Origin of the sequence: Pseudomonas sp. KCJK8993, assembly GCF_046230915.1 — a bacterium.
Lineage (GTDB): Bacteria > Pseudomonadota > Gammaproteobacteria > Pseudomonadales > Pseudomonadaceae > Aquipseudomonas > Aquipseudomonas piscis.
In genome coordinates this window covers 29832-46294 of sequence record NZ_JBJJLO010000044.1, presented here as the reverse complement: position 1 = coordinate 46294, position 16463 = coordinate 29832, and the positions used below count along the sequence as shown (strand labels likewise).

The following is a 16463-nucleotide window of genomic DNA, read 5'->3' as shown; positions in this document are numbered from 1 at the left end:
TACCCTCCCCGCTACGCCTCCACCCACGCTCCCGCCAAACATCGTCCTGCACCCGAACCGCTCTCGCGCCGATAACGCCCTGCCGGGCAGGCGAAAGTGAACCCGACGACGCAGAACGCGTAGACTGCACGAATGACCACCGCACCGGTCCCCCGCCAACGTCCGCACCGATCGAGAACCAGCATGTCGTCCCCAGCCGATCCCATCCCAACGCTCGCCACCAGCCCCGCCGGCCACTCCCCGGAGCCCGAGCAGCCCGGGTCACCGCTAACCCCGGAAACCCTGGTACTCGACTCTCGGGCCTGCCAGGTACTCTCGGTCTTCGACTTCGATGGCACCCTGACCCGCCATGACAGCTTCGTGCCCTTCTTGCGCTTCGCCTTCGGCCCCCGCCGATTCCATCAGCGGGTGCTCAAGCTGGCCCTGCCCAGCCTGGGTTTCCTGGCGCGCAGGGTCGATCGCGACCAACTCAAGGCCCGCCTGATCAGTTGCTTTCTCAAGGGAGTCGAGGCCGCGTGGGTCCAACAGCAGGCCGAGGCGTTCTGCCAGCGCTCCTGGTCCCGGCTGATGCGTCCGGCGGGGCTGCAGGCGGTAGCCGAAGAGATCGATTCCGGAGCCCGAGTGACCCTGTGCTCGGCCTCCCCCGCCCTGGTCCTGCAACCCTTCGCCCGGCGCCTGGGCATCGCCCTGATCGGCACCGAACTGGAGGTCGTCGATGGCGTGCTGACCGGCCATATAGTCGGTAACAACTGCCGATGCGAAAACAAAGTGCTGCGCCTGGAGAACGTCTATGGTCCGCTGGACCAGTATCGGCTACGCGCCTGGGGCGACACCCGGGGCGATCATGAACTGCTGGCCGCCGCCCAGGACGCCCATTGGCGTCACTTCCATCCCGCCTGGCGCCGCGGGCAAGCGCCACGCTGAACCTTGCGCGAAGGGCCAGATGGGCCAGGCGCCGGACACCGGCGACTGGCCCTCGCTGGAGCAGAACAAACCGGGTGAAACCCCGCTATTGCCGCTGCAAGCCGAGCGCTCTCAGTCGGCCCGGACGCGGAAGCGCTCGCGCATGCTGGCGCTGGCGGCCGGCCCGACCTGCACCGTGCAGTCCTGCAGGGGCACCAGCTGGCGCCGCTGCACATCCATCATCGCGGGCTGTACCGGTCGGCCGGTTGCCCGCTCGACAATCTGCACACTTTCGCCCTCGGGGGCGAAGTGGCGATTGCCCCAGGCGACGAACGCCATCAGCACCACACGAAAGTCCTCGCCCTTGGCCGTTGGCACGTATTGATAGCGCAGCGGGCGCTGGCTGTAGGCCTGGCGCTCCAGCAAGCCCGCCTCCACCAGGGAGTTGAGGCGCCGGGTCAGCATGTTCGGGGCGATATCCAGGCTGCGGGAGAACTCGTCAAAACGCCGCAGGCCGTGCAAGGCGTCGCGCATGATCAGGATGCTCCACCACTCCCCGACCCGTTCCAGTCCACGGGCGATCGGACATTCGGCGTCCTCCAGGCTTTTTCGTTGCATCACTTGCTCCCGCGCTACGGCTCGAAATATTGTCGAGTCGGATGTTACTTTCATGATGATAGTATCGTCCACGCTTCGTTACCCCCCAACCCAAACACACTTAAGGAGCAGGACCTGCATGAGCAAACGCATCGTAGTCACAGGTATGGGCGCAATCACTCCGCTGGGCTGCGGGGTCGAGCAGGTATGGCAGCGCCTGCTGGCGGGACAATCGGGCATCCGCCAGTTGCCCGAGGAGTTCATCGACGGACTGTCCACCACCGTGGGCGGCCAGGTTCCCGACATGACACAGGATCCGCAGGCGGGTTTCGATCCGGACTCACTGCTACCGCCCAAGGAACAGCGCAAGATGGACCGCTTCATCCTGTTCGCCCTGGCCGCGGCGGAAGAAGCGCTGGCCCAGGCCAATTGGCGGCCGGACAGTGCTGCGGCCCAGGAGCGCACGGCCACCATCATCGCCTCGGGGGTCGGCGGCTTCCCGGCCATCGCCGATGCCGTGCGCACCACTGACAGCAAGGGCCCGCGGCGCCTGTCGCCCTTCACCATTCCTTCGTTCCTGTGCAACCTGGCGGCCGGCCACGTCTCGATCCGCCATGGCCTCAAGGGCCCCCTGGGTACGCCGGTCACCGCCTGCGCCGCCGGGGTCCAGGCCATCGGCGATGCGGCACGGATGATTCGCGCGGGCGAGATCGATATCGCCGTCTGCGGCGGCGCGGAAGCCACGATCCACCAGGTCAGCCTGGGTGGCTTCGCTGCGGCCCGGGCACTGTCCAGCGACTACAACGACACCCCGGAACGCGCCTCGCGGCCCTTCGACCAGGGCCGTGACGGATTCGTCATGGGCGAAGGCGCCGGCTTGCTGGTCATCGAGGAACTGGAGCATGCCCTGGCCCGGGGCGCCCGGCCCATCGCCGAGCTGGTGGGGTATGGCACCAGCGCCGACGCCTACCACATGACCGCCGGCCCGGAGGATGGCGACGGCGCCCGACGCGCCATGGAGCAAGCCCTGCGCCAGGCGGGGGTGTCGCCGACAGAGGTCCAGCACCTCAACGCCCATGCCACCTCCACACCGGTGGGCGACAAGGGCGAGCTGGCGGCCATCAGGCAGCTGTTCGGCACTGGCAATGGCCCGGCCATCAGTGCGACCAAGTCCGCCACCGGCCATCTGCTGGGCGCGGCCGGGGGGATCGAGGCCATCTTCACCATCCTCGCCCTGCGCGACCAGGTCGCCCCGGCGACGCTCAACCTGGAGAATCCCGACAGCGCCGCTGATGGCATGGACCTGGTGCACGGCCAGGCGCGGAAGATGCCCATGCAGTACGCGTTGTCCAACGGCTTCGGCTTTGGCGGGGTGAATGCCAGCGTGCTGTTCAAGCGCTGGGAGTGATCCCCAGCGCGATATCGCGCCAGCGCTACCGGCCCGCCTGGCCACGCCGGATCAGCACCCGGGCAGCAAGTCGGGCCGGTAGTCGCAGTGGATCTGCAGGCTTTCCGTGTGATTGCGGTGGATCTGGAAACCATGGCGCACCAGCGCGCGCCTGACCTCGTCCACCAGCGTGCCATGGCGGGCCTTGCGCAGCTCCTGGCGAGCTGGCGAGGTGAACACCCCCAAAGGCAGGAAGCGCAGGCGCTTGCCAGCGAGAATGATCGATACATCGACATGGGTGCCGTCCACATCGTGGCCATTGGCGCCGAAGATGTCCTGCACCTCGTCCTGGCGCCCCGGGTAGCAGCAGACGAACAAGCGGATGCCCAACCAGCGCGACAACCTGCGGAACCCTCCCAGCCCACTGCCTTTATGCTCATACCCCCGGGTCACCAGCAAGCGCACGGTATCCGGCAGGCTCGACTGGACCTTGCGCAACTGCTGGAAGACCTGGCCGTCCAACTGCACTGTCGACGAGGGCCAGCGTGGCCCGATCTGCAACCCCTGGTGGTTGCCCCTGGTAAGAATCAGCATGGAAATAAACCCTGGTGGTTTGCGCGGGGGCAATACTACCCATGCCGGCGCCACCCGAGTCGAAAATCCTCCCGCTCTTCAGGTTCTTGTCAGCCCCCGGTGACAGGCCACAGGCCGTTTCGGTATGCTATTGATGGCTTATAGCCATCACCATAAGACCATAAGAACAGTGACCACGGGTGCTGCATGTACGATTTAACGAATCTGGTCATTGTCGATAAGAGCTACGGCTTGACCGTCCTGCAGGTCACTGCGGACCTGGTCGCCGGCGCGCTGGAAGAACTACTGGCCAACTGCGCGGGCAACGCCAATATCACTCAGAAGCTGGACTACTCGATCCTCAGTCTCTACCAGGACAAGCTCGAGGTGGCCATGCGCAACATGAGCCTTCCCGCCCTGCCCATGGGCTCGCCAGCCGAGAGCCTCGACTGATCCGGACTTGAGCCGCCAATGGCGCTTCAGCGGCCTTGCTTCTGACGCCGCCGGCCACTGGCCGCCGCCGGCCCCTGCCCTTCGTTTTCCCGCCACTGGGCCAGCAGGCGCTGGGCATTCTCCTCGCAGCCCAGGCCTTCGGGCTTGCCTTCGATACCGGCGATCAGGGTCAGCAGATGCTGGCGATTCTGCGCCAGGCGCTGCTGCAGGGCTTCGATCTCCGCCACCTTGCTGCGCAGGCTGAGCAGCAGTCGGTCATGCTGGAAGCGCCCATCGCTCCGGGTGGACTCCAGGGTCAGGGTGCGCATCTCCTCCAGGCTGAAGCCCGCCTGCTGCCCGCAGGTAATGATCTCCAGGCGCTGCACCACATCTTCCGGGTAGTCGCGGTAGCCATTGCCCAGGCGCTGGGCCTCGATCAGGCCGCTGGCCTCGTAGAATCGCAAGCGCGATGCACTCAATCCCGTACGTCGGGCTAGTTCACCAATTTTCATCAGGTTGCAAACCTCCTATTGACCTTAAGGATAACTTTAACCTTAGCCTTCTTCGCAACACAGCCCCCTCCTGCATACAAACCGACGCACGGGCTGTACTTGGAGAACCCCATGACTGCTTTCCAATCCCTGCGTTTACCCAACGGCACCCTGCTGCCCAACCGTATCGCCAAGGCGGCGATGGAGGAAAACCTGGCCAATCTCGACCAGACCCCTTCCGAGCAGTTGCTGCGCTTGTACAAGGCCTGGGCCGAAGGCGGGGCCGGCCTGTTGCTGACCGGCAACGTGATGGTCGATCCCCGGGCCATGACCGGCCCCGGCGGCGTGATGCTCGACGACAGCCAGCAATTGCAGCGCTTTCGCGAGTGGGCGCGAATCGGCCGGGCCCACGGCGCGCAATTCTGGATGCAGATCAACCACCCCGGTCGCCAGATGCAGGCCAGCCTCGGCCAGGCCACCGTGGCCCCCTCGGCAGTCGCCCTGGACATGGGCGGCCTGTCGAAGATGTTCCCCGTGCCAAAGGCCCTGGATGAAGCCGAGATTGCCGCCCTGATCCGGCGTTTCGCCCGCACCGCGGCCCTGGCCGAGCAAGCCGGTTTCAACGGCGTGCAGATCCACGCTGCCCACGGCTACCTGCTGAGCCAGTTTCTTTCGCCCCTGAGCAACCAGCGCCAGGACCGCTGGGGCGGTAGTTTGGAGAATCGCGCCAGGCTGCTGCTGGAGGTGGTAAAGGCCGTACGGGCCAGCGTCTCGCCGCGTTTTTGCGTGGCAGTCAAGCTCAACTCCGCGGATTTCCAGCGCGGCGGCTTCGAGCCTGCCGACGCGCGCCAGGTCGTACTCTGGCTCAACGAACTGCCGGTGGACCTGGTGGAACTGTCTGGTGGCAGCTACGAGGCGCCAGCCATGCAAGGCGATGCCCGCGACGGCCGGACCCTGGCCCGGGAGGCCTATTTTCTCGAGTTCGCCCAGGAAATCGCCGCCGTGGCCCGGATGCCGGTGATGGTCACCGGTGGCATCCGCCGCCTGCCAGTGGTGGAGCAAGTGCTGGACAGCGGAGTGGCCATGGCCGGCATCGCCACCGCCCTGGCCGTGGACCCGGACTTGCCCCGGCGCTGGAAGAACGGCGACAGCAAGGCCAGCGCCGAGTTGCCGCCGATCCGCTGGAAGCGCAAGGCCCTGGCCGCCCTCGCCTACATGGCGTTGGTGAAACTGCAGATGCGCCAGTTGGCCGGCGGCCATTCCACCAGGCCCGGCGCCTCGCCACTGCGGGCATTGCTGGCGGAGCAGTGGAGCACCCTGCGCCGCACCCGCCAGTACCGGCGCATGATGCAAGGCCGCAACGACCAGGCAAGCACCGCAACGGCCTGAACCCCTTGCCGCCACCCGGAGCCATTTCCGGGTGGCCCCCTTCCGGCGACATCTACCGAGCCACCTGGGGCCGGCCACAAGTCAAAACCTTGCACCAACAGGCTCTGCGGCGCAGCCCAGACGGATCTGGCATGATGCCCCCGCAAGACCTGCATCCCGAGAGGCCCTGCGCCTTCTCGCCGAAGTACCGCGCGCTTGCAAGACAGCGGCGGTCAGCCACATGGAGAGCGTTTTGAGCAATTACTTCGAGAGCCCCTTCAAGGGCATCACCCTGGACCGTCAGGTCACCAACCCCAACATCAAGGTAGGCCGCTACAGCTATTACTCCGGTTACTACCACGGCCACAGTTTCGACGAATGCGCACGCTACCTGCCCCCCGACGAGGGCGTCGACCAGCTGATCGTCGGCAGCTTCTGCTCGATCGGCTCGGGCGCCGCATTCATCATGGCCGGCAACCAGGGCCACCGGAACGAATGGGTCAGCACCTTCCCCTTCTATTGGATGTCGGAAGAGCCAGCCTTCGCCGGAGCGCAGAACGGCTATGAGGGAGCCGGCGATACGGTCATCGGCAACGATGTCTGGATAGGTTCCGAGGCAGTCATCATGCCGGGCATCAAGGTCGGCGACGGCGCGGTGATCGGCACTCGCGCCCTGGTGACCCGGGATGTGGAACCCTACGCCATCATCGGCGGCAACCCGGCCAAGACCATCCGCAAGCGCTTCGACGAACGGACCGTGCAGATGCTCCTGGAAATGAAATGGTGGGACTGGCCCATCGACCAGTTGCAAGCGGTGATGCCACTGATGACCAGCGGCAATATCGAGGCCCTGTACCAACATTGGCAGGCCGCCAGCCAGCCTGCCTAGTTAGCTCATCGAGCCCTGGCCCGCTGGCGAGCGACCTGCCGGTCCCACGGGCACCCTGCCCGCAAGCGGTGCCGGGCGAATCAGCCACCGGCCTGGTAGCTGGCCAGGGACAAGGCAAAGAACTCGCTGTCGATCACATCCCGCAACTTCACCAGCGACAAGCCCTGGTAGGCCGGCAGGACGCGGATGCCGAACGCCTCGATATTGCTGATCACCACCGCACCGCGCCGGATGATCTGGTAGGCACAATAGGGGATCGAATCCTCCGCGGAACAGTTCATCTTCCTGGAACGTACTTCGAAGACCAGCCGCTCGGGATCGAAGATCTCGCACTTGTCGTGCATCACCTGGTTCAAGAGCTTGTCGAAGCGCCGCAGGATCGCCTGCTTCTGTGGCTCGTCGTAGGTGTTCCACTGGATCACTTCATATTCGAAGCGCTTGCATCCGCGGCAGACCACATCGCCATAGACGGTCGAGCAGAGCCCTATGCAGGGGGTCTTGATCTTTTCGAACAACATGAACCACTCCCGAAGGCCGGGCCTATGGCTCGACCTTTGTCTGCAAGCCGGATCAATCCCAGGACAAGGCTCCGCCGGTCTGGTACTCGATCACGCGGGTCTCGAAGAAGTTCTTCTCTTTCTTCAGGTCCATGATCTCGCTCATCCACGGGAACGGATTGACGGTGCCCGGGTACTCCTCCTTCAGGCCGATCTGCGACAGGCGTCGGTTGGCGATGAACTTCAGGTAGTCCTCCATCATCACCGCGTTCATCCCCAGCACTCCGCGCGGCATGGTGTCGCGAGCGTATTCGATCTCCAGCTGAGTGCCCTGGATGATCATCTGGGTGGCCTCTTCCATCAGGGCGTGGTCCCACAGATGCGGGTTCTCGATCTTGATCTGGTTGATCACGTCGATGCCGAAGTTCAGGTGCATGGATTCGTCGCGCAGGATGTACTGGAACTGCTCCGCGACCCCATTCATCTTGTTGCGCCGGCCCATGGACAGGATCTGAGTGAAACCGCAGTAGAAGAAGATGCCTTCCAGCACGCAGTAGTAGGCGATCAGGTTGCGCAGCAGTTCCTTGTCGGCGAATAGAGTGCCGGTCTTGAAATTCGGGTCGGATATGGCGCGGGTATACCTGAGCCCCCAGGCGGCCTTCTTGGCCACGGTGGGCACCTCGCGGTACATGTTGAAGATCTCGCCCTCATCCATGCCCAGCGACTCGATGCAGTACTGGTAGGCGTGGGTGTGGATCGCTTCCTCGAAGGCCTGGCGCAGGATGTACTGGCGGCACTCGGGGTTGGTGATCAGGCGGTACACGGCCAGGGCCAGGTTGTTGGCGACCAGGGAGTCGGCGGTGGCGAAGAAGCCCAGGCTGCGCATCACGATACGGCGCTCGTCTTCGCTCAGGCCTTCGGCGCTCTTCCACAGGGCGATGTCGGCGGTCATGTTGACCTCTTGCGGCATCCAGTGGTTGGCGCAGCCGTCCAGGTACTTCTGCCAGGCCCAGTCGTACTTCAACGGCACCAGCTGGTTGAGGTCGGCGCGGCAGTTGATCATGCGCTTTTCATCGACGGCCACGCGCCCGGCAGCGCCTTCCAGTTCCTCCAGGCCTTGGGTGACGTCCAGCGCATTGAGCGCTTTCTTCGCCCGGACCACCGCGGCCGAGTCACGGGAGTCAATCATCCTGGCGTTCCCGGCAGCGGTATTTCCCGCCGTATCGAGTGCCTCGGCGGCGGTTGTCCGTGGTTCTGATCTATCCGCTACATCAGCTCCTGGGGCCTTGTGGCCGTGTATATCGAGCTCATCCCAATTCAACATTTCATTCATCCTTACCTTGGCCGAACCGACGGGCGACGAACCCATTCGGGCGGTCAACATTCTTCTTGGTGAAAGCCGTTGGCTTCAGAACGCTCCGCCCCAGAAAAAACACTACATATAGAATAAAAATGAAAACAAAACACCATATGTAGTTAAAAAGGCGAAAACGAGGCACAAGGTATAGAACGAAGACCTGGACGTCAACACAACATATTGTGTTTTTAAAAATACAAAACACAAAATATAGTACCCACCATCATCCCCATCCCACTCGGTCTGGGTCGGGAATAGCGTTCGCAACCGGTTAAATACAGGCAACCGGCAGCGCCAAGCCAGATCGACATAGCCCTGCTGCCATCTCGGTGCCATAGCCGTAGCGCGCAGGAGGTGCGGCAATGGCTGGCCCACCGCCTTCCTGCCAGTCGATATCCAGCTTCGCATCGGTCGTGCTCCAGCTGATCCTCACCTGGCCTTCAGGAAGGCTGAGCGCCCCGTGCTTCACGGAATTGGTGAGCAGTTCATGGAGGAACAACTCATGGAGGAACAACGCCAGCCAGTTGGCCAACTGGCCCGGAACCAGGTGCCCGGGCCACTGACGTGGCACTGGGGCTCAAAGGGAAAGAGCACCGACCCCATGAAGGAATGAAGCGCCACCTGGCCGCCGTCGTCCACGGCCACTACCCTGTCGTAGACCCTGGACAGGGCCTTGAACTTGCCGGCGACGATCGTCGCCAACTGGTCGGTGTTGCCATCGGCGCGAGCTTCGCGATCGGCCAGGAGCAGGCCGTCAGGGGTCAGGACCTAGGCCGAGACAGCGAGCCGAAACATAGAGCAATCAAATTTCCCCCCCCAATCGTTCGGCACGCCCGGGCAACCGTGCCTTGCAGCGCGCGAGGCAGAGCCTGGGAGCATTGGCGACAGCCAGCGCCCCGCAGCCCCGCACTGGTGGTTCCCCGGCCCGACGCGCATGATTGGGCGCCACATCCGCGGCACCGCCAGAGGAGTGTTTCAATGTATGAAATTCGCCCCGTATCGCTGCATGGCGTGCTGGCCACCCTGGCGGTGACCCGGGCTCGGGGTGTACCGGACGCGGTGATCCTGCAGGATGCCGGCAAGCTGCCGCAGACCCTCACCGACCCCGACACGGCGATCAGCATGGAACAGGAACTGGTGGTGTTCGACAACGCCCGCCGAGCGTTACCCGAGCCGCACCTGGGCCTGCTGATCGGCAGCTCCATGCCGATTTCCACCCTGGGCCTGCTGGGCTACACCCTGCTGGTGGCGCCAACCCTCGGCGACGCGCTGGATACCGGCCTGCGTTTCCCCATTCAGCTGGCCAGCCAGTTCGCCCCGGCCATGGTCCACCAGGGCGGCGAGCTGCATTTCGTGGCCAACGACTGCCATGGCTTCTTCGAAGGCCACGGTTTTTTCAGCGATGTGTTCCTCAGCGCCAGCCTGCGGGTCATCCGCGACTGCCTGCAATCGAAGAGCGAGCCATTGTGCGTGCACTTCAAGCGCCAGGCGCCCCCGGACCAGGAGCCCTATCGCCAGCTGTTCGGTGGCGACATCCGCTTCGCCAGCCATGGCGATTCGCTCAAGCTGCCCAAGGCCCTGCTGACCCGCCCGCTACCGCTGGCGGACCCGATCAGCTACCAGGCCATGCTCAGGCTGACCCAGGCACGGGAACAGGAACTGCAAACCATCGGCGGTGGCGGTTTGGCCAGTGAAGTGGCCGCCCTGCTCAAGTCCGATATCCAGCGCTACGGCGACCTGCCGGTCGTGGCCCAGGCCCTGAATGTCTCCGAACGCACCCTGCGGCGCCGGCTGGCCGAGCGAGGGGTGAACTTCAAGCGCCTGCAGAACATGGCTCGGCACCGGTTGGCCAACCGACTGCTGAGCACCACCCAACTGTCCCTGGATGCCATCAGCCAACAACTGGGTTTCGCCGCGCCCTCCTCCTTCGTGCACGCCTACTGCAAGTGGGCCGGAGTCTCGCCCGGGCGCTTTCGCCGCTCGCTGCGCGGCTGAGCGCCAGTCGACCAGGGCCGGCTACCGCCAGATGAAATGGCCGGAAAAGACAAAAAACTGGCCGGCCTCAGCACCTGGGGCCCGCGCCCGGGCCAGATACTGGTACCCGCTTCATTGCCTGTCCCATTCTAATAATACGGTCGCCCCGAGCAGCCAACGGCTACCTGGGACGGCTGACAGGAGCCTGTCGAATGCGCGCCACCTCCAGCACCGTACAACCCGGCACAGATACCGCCGCCCCTGGATCACGCCTGGCCCGCCGCCTTTCTCTTTCCGATGTACTGGTCTATGGCCTGCTGTACTTCTGCCCCCTGGCCCCCACGGCGGTATTCGGCATCGTCTACGGCATGTCCGGCGGCATGGCGGCCCTGGTCTATGCCGTCGCCGCCCTGGCCATGACCTTCAGTGCCATCAGCTATAGCGAAATGGCCAAGTCGGTGAATGTCAGCGGCTCGGTGTATCGCTACGTCAGCCTCGGCACCAACGCCTTCACCGGCTTCGTCACCGGCTGGCTGATCCTGCTGGACTACTTCCTGCTGCCGGCCCTGCTGTCGATCCTCACCGCCATCGGCATGGTCCTGCAATTTCCGGAAAGCTCGCGGGGCTTCTGGATCCTGATGTTCATCTGGTTGCCGGCACTGCTGAACATCATCGGCCTGAAGCTGACCCTGCGGGTCAACAAACTGTTCCTGCTGGTGCAACTGGTGACCCTGGGCGTGTTCTTCGTCTATTCCCTGTGGGGCGTGTTCCAGCACAGCCATGCCACCGGCCTGCTCACGCCGATCTGGGACGGGCAGCGCTTCGAACTGCTGGCGATACTTTCAGCCATCCCGGTCGCGGCGTTGAGCTTCGTCGGTTTCGACGCGATCTCGGCCCTCAACGAAGAGGCCAGCGGCGGTGGCCGGACCATTTCCAGGGCCACGCTGATGCTGCTGTTGCTGGTGTCCCTGCTGTTCTTCGCCCAGGTGTACCTGGTCAACCTGTTCGTTCCCGCCGGCACCCAATACGACACGGAACAGGCCGAAACCGCCTTCTATAGCCTGAGCCGCGATATCGTCGGCGCCTGGTTCCAGCCGATCATGATCGTGGTGGCCGGCACCGTCTCCGGGGTCGCCAACGCCATCGTCTCGCAGATGACCACCTCGCGGCTGATCTTCAGCATGGCCCGCGACGGACGCTTCCCGGCTTCACTGGCGCGCCTGGATCGGCGGGGCAACCCGGTGGCGGCCCTGCTGTTCGTCGCCATCGTCTCCAGCGTGATCGGCCTGGTGGCGGCCAACCAGGTGCAACTGCTGGTGACCCTGGTCACCTTCGGCGCGCTGTTCGCCTACATCACCTTGCACATCAGCCTGTTCCATCGCTTTCGCAAGCACCCCGAGCGGCACTGGTTCAAGCACGTGGTATCGCCACTGGCCGGCATCCTGATCCTGGTCGCCGCCCTGGCCAGCATGAACGACAACGCCCGCTGGCTGGGAGGCGCCTGGCTGTGCATCGGCCTAGTGCTGGCGCTCATCCTGCATCGCCAAGGCCGCCTGGGCAGCCTCCCGCTCGACCAATGACACCAGGCGCCAGCGCGCCTCTCCTACACCAAACCAAGGCAGCAAGGCATGTACTTCGATCAGCAACAACACATCCCCGCACCAGGCGGACAGATCTGGACCGCCATCAAGCACGGCGCGGACCAACACCCGCCCCTGGTGCTGGTGCATGGCGGACCTGGCTCCAACCACCTTTATCTGTCGAACTTCAGCGAGCACCTAAAGGACCGCACGCTGATCTACTACGACCAACTCGACAGCGGTTACTCGGCCCGCCCCCATGACCCGGCCCACTGGACCCTGGAGCGAGCCTGCGCTGAACTGGCGGCCGTCATCGAGTTCCATGCCCTGGAGCGCTTCCATTTGCTGGGCAGTTCCTGGGGCGGCTCCATCGCCACGGCCTACGCCAGCACCCGGGACCAGCGCCTGGCCAGCCTGGTACTGGCCGGGCCGTTGATCAATGGTGCCGACTGGAACGCCGACAACCACCAGCATCTGCAGCGACTGCCCAGCCCCTGGCGCGAGGTGCTGCTGGCGGGCGACAGCCGGCATCCGCAATTCGCAGCGGCGCTGCAGGTGTTCAACCGCAGGCACATGCTCAGGCTCGACGAGGAGCCAGCGTTCATCACCGAGTCGGACCGCCTGCACAACCCGCAGCTATTTCGGCATATGTGGGGAGTCGCGGATTTCTTCGGCGACGGTGCCCTGGCGCAGCTGGACCTGGTCCCCCTGCTGCCGCGAATCCTCTGTCCCGCCTATTTCGTGGTGGGCGAACACGATGAGTGCACTCCGGGCTCCATGCATCGCTACGTGCGCCATCTCAAGCAGGGCAGCGGCCATGTAGTGCCCGATGCGTCCCACCTGGCCCATGTCGAACAGCCAGGGCTGTTCTTCGGCTGGCTCGCAGAAGTCCTCGCACGCCATGACGCCCCGGTCCGAGAGGCGCCGGATCAGTCGAGGACGCCACTGAGCACTTCGTAGATGAGTCCGGTGGCGACGGTTACCAGGATCAGGTCGGTGCCGGCCTGCCGCCACTCATAGCCGTCGTAGCGTGGCAATTGGCCGAGCAGGCGGCCGTCGAGCTTCTTGGCGATGCCGGGGGGCAACGGTTTGCCCCGGGCCAGGTTCTTCTGGATACCCGGCGGCAGCGCCGGACCGGGCCGCCAGTAATCACGATGGCCACTCAAGATCCCCAATACATCGCCACGGTCGATGGACGGACCACCCTGCCAATGACCCTGCTCACCCCCTCGCCCCGGATTGCCGTGCCCCTGGCCATGCTCGACCGAGCCCTGGTCATGGCCTTTACCCTTGCCATGGCCGTTACCGGGATCGGCACCAGCGCCCATGGGGCCGACCATCACGGCCACGCAGGCCAGGGCGACGACCAAAGCTCGTGGAGCGTTCATGCTGGATCTCCTGTCTGGGAAGGGACGTCATGAACTATAGCCACTCCCTGCTGGCGGCAACCTGCCCGTTCACCTGGGCGGTCGCAATCTCCTACAATGGCCGCCTCATGGACCGAGTCCAGGCGCCGGGCGGCGTATCGTCCAAGGCCCCTGGCATTCAAGAGACAGACGATGAAGACCACCACTGCCCTGCTCCTTCTACTGCCTGCGCTACTGGCCGGGTGCGGCCCCGACCAGCTCATCTCCGACCTGCCCTCGCCCGGCGGCACGTATCACGTCGAAATCCGCCAGTGTCCCGAAAGAGGCAGCATCACCTGGGGCCAGAGCCTGCAAGTCTCGGTGCTGGAGGCCGGGAGATCGGAAAAGTGCAATACCTTCATCAGCGCCCTGGCCCAGTTCGGCGGGCAGGAATCGGCAGACCAGCTGCAACTGCAATGGCTCTCCGAAACCGAGTTGCGAGCCTGGCTGCCCAGCTTCAATCCCGAGTACGGCCCCCCGGCGTGGAATCACCGGCAGTCGCCGCTCAAGCTGGTCTTCAGGCCCGAGCCCTGACCCGGTTCGCGGGGCCCTGCCTGGTGAATCGACCAGCAGGAGCTAGCCTGCCGGGCGCATCGGCATCGAAGAACGCTTCCCGGTTCGCTGCGGTCCTGCATCAGGGCCCCGGCCGAGGCCAGGCTCGTTGTATCGCGTCCGGCCACCAGGGGCTCCTAGTGGAAGGTGCCGCCCGGCGTTCCTCGCGCCATGCCCGATGCGGCGTCCGGCGCCTCGCTCAGTGCGCCTGCTCGGCCTCACCAGCCTGGAGTCGCTCCACATCCCAGCCATCGAAGAACGCGCCATAGGCTTCGGCCAGCTCATTGAACGCGCCGCAACGGCGGGCAAGCTTGTCCGCGGCCAGGACTTCGGTCTTGCTGACGAACAGCGTCCAGTCGCCTTCATCGTCCTGGTGCACGTCCTGGACGACATAGTCGTGATCGACGAGCTCGGAATAGATCCCCATCAGCTCTTCCTCGGCCTTGGCGATGAAGAAGAACCCCCACTTCAACGGACTCGAGGTATCCCAGCCCTCGTGCTGCATCTGCGAATACGTGGCATCGATCGAGGCGTTATTGATTTCCATGGCTGACTCAAACCTGGGTTGAACGACTGCCAACCTGTGGTGGGTTGGTCATATGCGAGACGGATTGCTTCGCCGCGAGCGCTAGGCTCAATCCCAATAGACGGTGTAGACGTGGTAGCCGGCCCGGGGCTCTGGCGCGCCAGCGTGCTTGCCATAGGGCCAGCCCTCGCCGAGGCCATCGGCTTCCAGGCCCTCGATCCACTGCTCGGCCACCGCCAGTGGCGCACTGGAATAGATATGGATGTTCTCCGCCGCCGGCCAGTCATCGGACTCCAGCGCCTCGCTCCATTCCTGATGCAGGCCCACATACACGCCCTGGACGTCGGGACGCTGCTCCAGCGCCTTGAAATGCGCGTGGATCCGCGCGAGGCAAGGCCGGCCGAACTCCCACTGATTAGGGGCGATGGACTGCTCCTGGTCGTTACCCTGGAAATACTCGTCCAGGGTTACCAATGGAAGATGCTCCTCGTCCAGCGCCGCCAGCGCCTCGAGTCGCTCCAGCAGTTTTTCTCGATGATTCATGATTTACCTGTAGGTCGAAGTTCTGTTCGCCAGCCCCCACGATGCCTCGGGCAGGGTGCTGCCATCCCTGCGGCGCCAGCTCTGGCACAAGGCTTTGGGCGCGCCGAGCGAGACGCTCCCCACCTTGATCGGCCCGGGCACAGAATTCTGAACCTGTCTCTAGACAAGCCCAGAGCCAAGAGCGGCAGCGCATCACTGCCGTTTGGCAACTTTCATTAGGGTTGTTCGGCCATTTCTTTTAGTCTTTGCCCTGTTTTCGGCCTTTGGGTAGTTAGAAATATGCGAAAGGACGATAACCAGACAGGTGATTCCGGCTTGCTCGCGGCCGCTGGCCAGCCACCGGCCTTCGACATGCAACGCGCAATGCTGGATGCGACCTGCGACTGCATCAAGGTCCTGACTCCGGAAGGTGTCCTGCTGGCCATGAGCGCCGCCGGATGCCTGGCGCTGGGCATTGCACAACCCCAGGTCGAGGGGACAGCCTGGATTCCCCTGCTGCCGCCAGCGGTGCAGGCGGCCGCTCGCCAAGCACTGGCAAAGGCCGCCAGAGGCCAGACGGCCCGCTTTGCCGGCCATAGCCAGGCAACCGGACAACTCACGCATTGGGACAACCTGCTGACTCCGGTCGTTGATCGGGATGGTCGGATCTGTTCCATCGTCTGCGTTTCCCGTGATGTGACCGAGCAGGTTTCATTGCAGCGCGAGCTGGACCAGGCGCTGGAGCGAGAGAAGTTGCTGTCCGCGGAAATGGTGCACCGGATCAAGAACCTGTTCACCGTGGCTGCGGCGGTCATGCTGATGGCTGACAGGGAATCCCGGGCCTCAGGCTCTACCGAGCAGTTGGCCAGGATCGCCGCCAGCAAATTGCAGGCACTGTCCAGGGCGTACTCCACGGTGATGGAGGCGGGCGACGTGGTCAACGTGGAAATGGAAGGCTTCATGAAATCGGTATTGCAGCCCTTCGGTGGACAATGCCAGTTCAGCGGTGCCAGGCACTGCGTGCCCGGCCCGTTGGCCAACCTGCTAGCCTTGTTTCTCCATGAGCTGGCGACCAACTCAGTGAAACATGGGGCCCTCAGCGTTCCTCAAGGGCACATCAAGATCAGCTGGGTCCTGGGCGATGGCGCACTGGGTATTGCCTGGCAAGAGCAAGGCGGCCCGCTGATTTGCGCACCACCGGCCCGGCACGGCTACGGCACCAAGCTCATCGATCAACTGGCCGCCTCCGCTGGCGGGTTGATCGACCGAGACTGGCACCGCCATGGCCTGCAGGTCGGGCTGCGGTTGCCGCTGCACCACGGACAGGTGGATCGATGAGCCAGGACATGCAAGGCCCATGATCGCCCCCGCCCGGTTGAACCGCCTGGTCGTGCTCGCCGGAGCCTGGC

General features: G+C 64.3%; 18 protein-coding genes and 1 pseudogene. 10 read left to right on the top strand and 9 right to left on the bottom strand.

Annotation, left to right across the window (positions count from 1 at the left end; genetic code table 11):
• Nucleotides 1-183 precede the first annotated feature (183 nt).
• Nucleotides 184-924, top strand: coding sequence for an HAD family hydrolase (locus ACK6AU_RS16035; protein WP_409299997.1), 741 nt, complete (start codon nt 184-186; stop codon nt 922-924).
• Between the two features lie 111 nt (nt 925-1035).
• Here ACK6AU_RS16035 and ACK6AU_RS16030 read toward each other — a convergent pair whose 3' ends face one another.
• A complete protein-coding gene (locus ACK6AU_RS16030; RefSeq protein WP_185699413.1) occupies nt 1036-1521 on the bottom strand; it encodes a helix-turn-helix domain-containing protein in 486 nt (161 codons plus the stop codon).
• Between the two features lie 118 nt (nt 1522-1639).
• Between ACK6AU_RS16030 and fabF the strand changes: the two genes are divergently transcribed.
• Complete coding sequence (gene fabF / locus ACK6AU_RS16025) at nt 1640-2908, top strand: beta-ketoacyl-ACP synthase II (RefSeq protein WP_409299995.1); 1269 nt, start codon at nt 1640-1642, stop codon at nt 2906-2908.
• A 51-nt stretch (nt 2909-2959) separates the two neighbouring features.
• On the opposite strand, the gene ACK6AU_RS16020 is transcribed toward fabF, so the two are convergent.
• Complete coding sequence (locus tag ACK6AU_RS16020; RefSeq protein WP_185699415.1) at nt 2960-3481, bottom strand: hypothetical protein; 522 nt, start codon at nt 3479-3481, stop codon at nt 2960-2962.
• Between the two features lie 186 nt (nt 3482-3667).
• Here ACK6AU_RS16020 and ACK6AU_RS16015 point away from each other — a divergent pair, with 186 nt between their 5' ends.
• Nucleotides 3668-3913 carry a hypothetical protein gene (locus ACK6AU_RS16015; RefSeq protein WP_185699416.1) on the top strand — a complete coding sequence of 82 codons (246 nt, stop codon included), beginning with the start codon at nt 3668-3670 and terminating at the stop codon, nt 3911-3913.
• Nucleotides 3914-3939: 26 nt separating this feature from the next.
• On the opposite strand, the gene ACK6AU_RS16010 is transcribed toward ACK6AU_RS16015, so the two are convergent.
• The gene (locus ACK6AU_RS16010) at nt 3940-4404 is read right to left on the bottom strand and encodes a MerR family transcriptional regulator (protein ID WP_185699417.1); all 465 of its coding nucleotides are present in this window, start codon (nt 4402-4404) and stop codon (nt 3940-3942) included.
• Nucleotides 4405-4515: 111 nt separating this feature from the next.
• Between ACK6AU_RS16010 and ACK6AU_RS16005 the strand changes: the two genes are divergently transcribed.
• Both ACK6AU_RS16005 and catB read left to right on the top strand, forming a co-directional pair.
• Nucleotides 4516-5772, top strand: coding sequence for an NADH:flavin oxidoreductase/NADH oxidase family protein (locus ACK6AU_RS16005; RefSeq protein WP_185699418.1), 1257 nt, complete (start codon nt 4516-4518; stop codon nt 5770-5772).
• Nucleotides 5773-6004: 232 nt separating this feature from the next.
• On the top strand, nt 6005-6640 hold the full coding sequence (gene catB, locus ACK6AU_RS16000; protein WP_409299991.1) for a type B chloramphenicol O-acetyltransferase: 636 nt from the start codon (nt 6005-6007) through the stop codon (nt 6638-6640).
• Between the two features lie 80 nt (nt 6641-6720).
• Here the strand turns inward: catB and ACK6AU_RS15995 are convergent, their stop codons facing one another.
• The 3 genes and pseudogenes from ACK6AU_RS15995 to ACK6AU_RS15985 form a co-directional block, all read right to left on the bottom strand.
• Nucleotides 6721-7158, bottom strand: a complete 438-nt coding sequence (locus ACK6AU_RS15995; protein ID WP_409299989.1) for a DUF1289 domain-containing protein — start codon at nt 7156-7158, stop codon at nt 6721-6723.
• Between the two features lie 52 nt (nt 7159-7210).
• A pseudogene (locus ACK6AU_RS15990) lies at nt 7211-8347 on the bottom strand (ribonucleotide-diphosphate reductase subunit beta); the annotation flags it as partial.
• 418 nt (nt 8348-8765) lie between these two features.
• A complete protein-coding gene (locus ACK6AU_RS15985; protein WP_185699422.1) occupies nt 8766-9026 on the bottom strand; it encodes a hypothetical protein in 261 nt (86 codons plus the stop codon).
• A 446-nt stretch (nt 9027-9472) separates the two neighbouring features.
• Between ACK6AU_RS15985 and ACK6AU_RS15980 the strand changes: the two genes are divergently transcribed.
• From ACK6AU_RS15980 to ACK6AU_RS15970, 3 genes are all read left to right on the top strand, one after another.
• The gene (locus ACK6AU_RS15980; RefSeq protein ID WP_409299987.1) at nt 9473-10489 is read left to right on the top strand and encodes an AraC family transcriptional regulator ligand-binding domain-containing protein; all 1017 of its coding nucleotides are present in this window, start codon (nt 9473-9475) and stop codon (nt 10487-10489) included.
• 191 nt (nt 10490-10680) lie between these two features.
• The gene (locus tag ACK6AU_RS15975) at nt 10681-12048 is read left to right on the top strand and encodes an APC family permease (protein WP_185699424.1); all 1368 of its coding nucleotides are present in this window, start codon (nt 10681-10683) and stop codon (nt 12046-12048) included.
• Nucleotides 12049-12096: 48 nt separating this feature from the next.
• Entirely contained in the window at nt 12097-13008 is a 912-nt protein-coding gene (locus tag ACK6AU_RS15970) for a proline iminopeptidase-family hydrolase (protein ID WP_409299984.1), read from the top strand.
• Here ACK6AU_RS15970 and ACK6AU_RS15965 read toward each other — a convergent pair.
• Nucleotides 12978-13436 carry an anti-virulence regulator CigR family protein gene (locus tag ACK6AU_RS15965; RefSeq protein WP_409299982.1) on the bottom strand — a complete coding sequence of 153 codons (459 nt, stop codon included), beginning with the start codon at nt 13434-13436 and terminating at the stop codon, nt 12978-12980. The two genes, ACK6AU_RS15970 and ACK6AU_RS15965, sit on opposite strands and share 31 nt — an antisense overlap.
• Nucleotides 13437-13607: 171 nt before the next feature.
• On the opposite strand from ACK6AU_RS15965, the gene ACK6AU_RS15960 reads away from it, so the two are divergent.
• A complete protein-coding gene (locus ACK6AU_RS15960) occupies nt 13608-13988 on the top strand; it encodes a hypothetical protein (protein ID WP_185699427.1) in 381 nt (126 codons plus the stop codon).
• A 217-nt stretch (nt 13989-14205) separates the two neighbouring features.
• Here the strand turns inward: ACK6AU_RS15960 and ACK6AU_RS15955 are convergent, their stop codons facing one another.
• Nucleotides 14206-14553, bottom strand: coding sequence for a ribonuclease E inhibitor RraB (locus ACK6AU_RS15955; RefSeq protein ID WP_185699428.1), 348 nt, complete (start codon nt 14551-14553; stop codon nt 14206-14208).
• 87 nt (nt 14554-14640) lie between these two features.
• Entirely contained in the window at nt 14641-15075 is a 435-nt protein-coding gene (locus ACK6AU_RS15950) for a hypothetical protein (RefSeq protein WP_185699429.1), read from the bottom strand.
• Nucleotides 15076-15354: 279 nt separating this feature from the next.
• Here ACK6AU_RS15950 and ACK6AU_RS15945 point away from each other — a divergent pair, with 279 nt between their 5' ends.
• Entirely contained in the window at nt 15355-16392 is a 1038-nt protein-coding gene (locus tag ACK6AU_RS15945; RefSeq protein WP_409299978.1) for a PAS domain-containing protein, read from the top strand.
• Nucleotides 16393-16463 lie beyond the last annotated feature (71 nt).

Excerpts from the sequence above, each read along its gene's own strand:
- ACK6AU_RS16035 (WP_409299997.1), top strand. The coding sequence starts at position 184 with ATGTCGTCCCCAGCCGATCCCATCCCAACGCTCGCCACCAGCCCCGCC.
- ACK6AU_RS16030 (WP_185699413.1), bottom strand. The coding sequence starts at position 1,521 with ATGCAACGAAAAAGCCTGGAGGACGCCGAATGTCCGATCGCCCGTGGA.
- fabF (WP_409299995.1), top strand. The coding sequence starts at position 1,640 with ATGAGCAAACGCATCGTAGTCACAGGTATGGGCGCAATCACTCCGCTG.
- ACK6AU_RS16020 (WP_185699415.1), bottom strand. The coding sequence starts at position 3,481 with ATGCTGATTCTTACCAGGGGCAACCACCAGGGGTTGCAGATCGGGCCA.
- ACK6AU_RS16015 (WP_185699416.1), top strand. The coding sequence starts at position 3,668 with ATGTACGATTTAACGAATCTGGTCATTGTCGATAAGAGCTACGGCTTG.
- ACK6AU_RS16010 (WP_185699417.1), bottom strand. The coding sequence starts at position 4,404 with ATGAAAATTGGTGAACTAGCCCGACGTACGGGATTGAGTGCATCGCGC.
- ACK6AU_RS16005 (WP_185699418.1), top strand. The coding sequence starts at position 4,516 with ATGACTGCTTTCCAATCCCTGCGTTTACCCAACGGCACCCTGCTGCCC.
- ACK6AU_RS15995 (WP_409299989.1), bottom strand. The coding sequence starts at position 7,158 with ATGTTGTTCGAAAAGATCAAGACCCCCTGCATAGGGCTCTGCTCGACC.
- ACK6AU_RS15980 (WP_409299987.1), top strand. The coding sequence starts at position 9,473 with ATGTATGAAATTCGCCCCGTATCGCTGCATGGCGTGCTGGCCACCCTG.
- ACK6AU_RS15975 (WP_185699424.1), top strand. The coding sequence starts at position 10,681 with ATGCGCGCCACCTCCAGCACCGTACAACCCGGCACAGATACCGCCGCC.
- ACK6AU_RS15970 (WP_409299984.1), top strand. The coding sequence starts at position 12,097 with ATGTACTTCGATCAGCAACAACACATCCCCGCACCAGGCGGACAGATC.
- ACK6AU_RS15965 (WP_409299982.1), bottom strand. The coding sequence starts at position 13,436 with ATGAACGCTCCACGAGCTTTGGTCGTCGCCCTGGCCTGCGTGGCCGTG.
- ACK6AU_RS15960 (WP_185699427.1), top strand. The coding sequence starts at position 13,608 with ATGAAGACCACCACTGCCCTGCTCCTTCTACTGCCTGCGCTACTGGCC.
- ACK6AU_RS15955 (WP_185699428.1), bottom strand. The coding sequence starts at position 14,553 with ATGGAAATCAATAACGCCTCGATCGATGCCACGTATTCGCAGATGCAG.
- ACK6AU_RS15950 (WP_185699429.1), bottom strand. The coding sequence starts at position 15,075 with ATGAATCATCGAGAAAAACTGCTGGAGCGACTCGAGGCGCTGGCGGCG.
- ACK6AU_RS15945 (WP_409299978.1), top strand. The coding sequence starts at position 15,355 with ATGCGAAAGGACGATAACCAGACAGGTGATTCCGGCTTGCTCGCGGCC.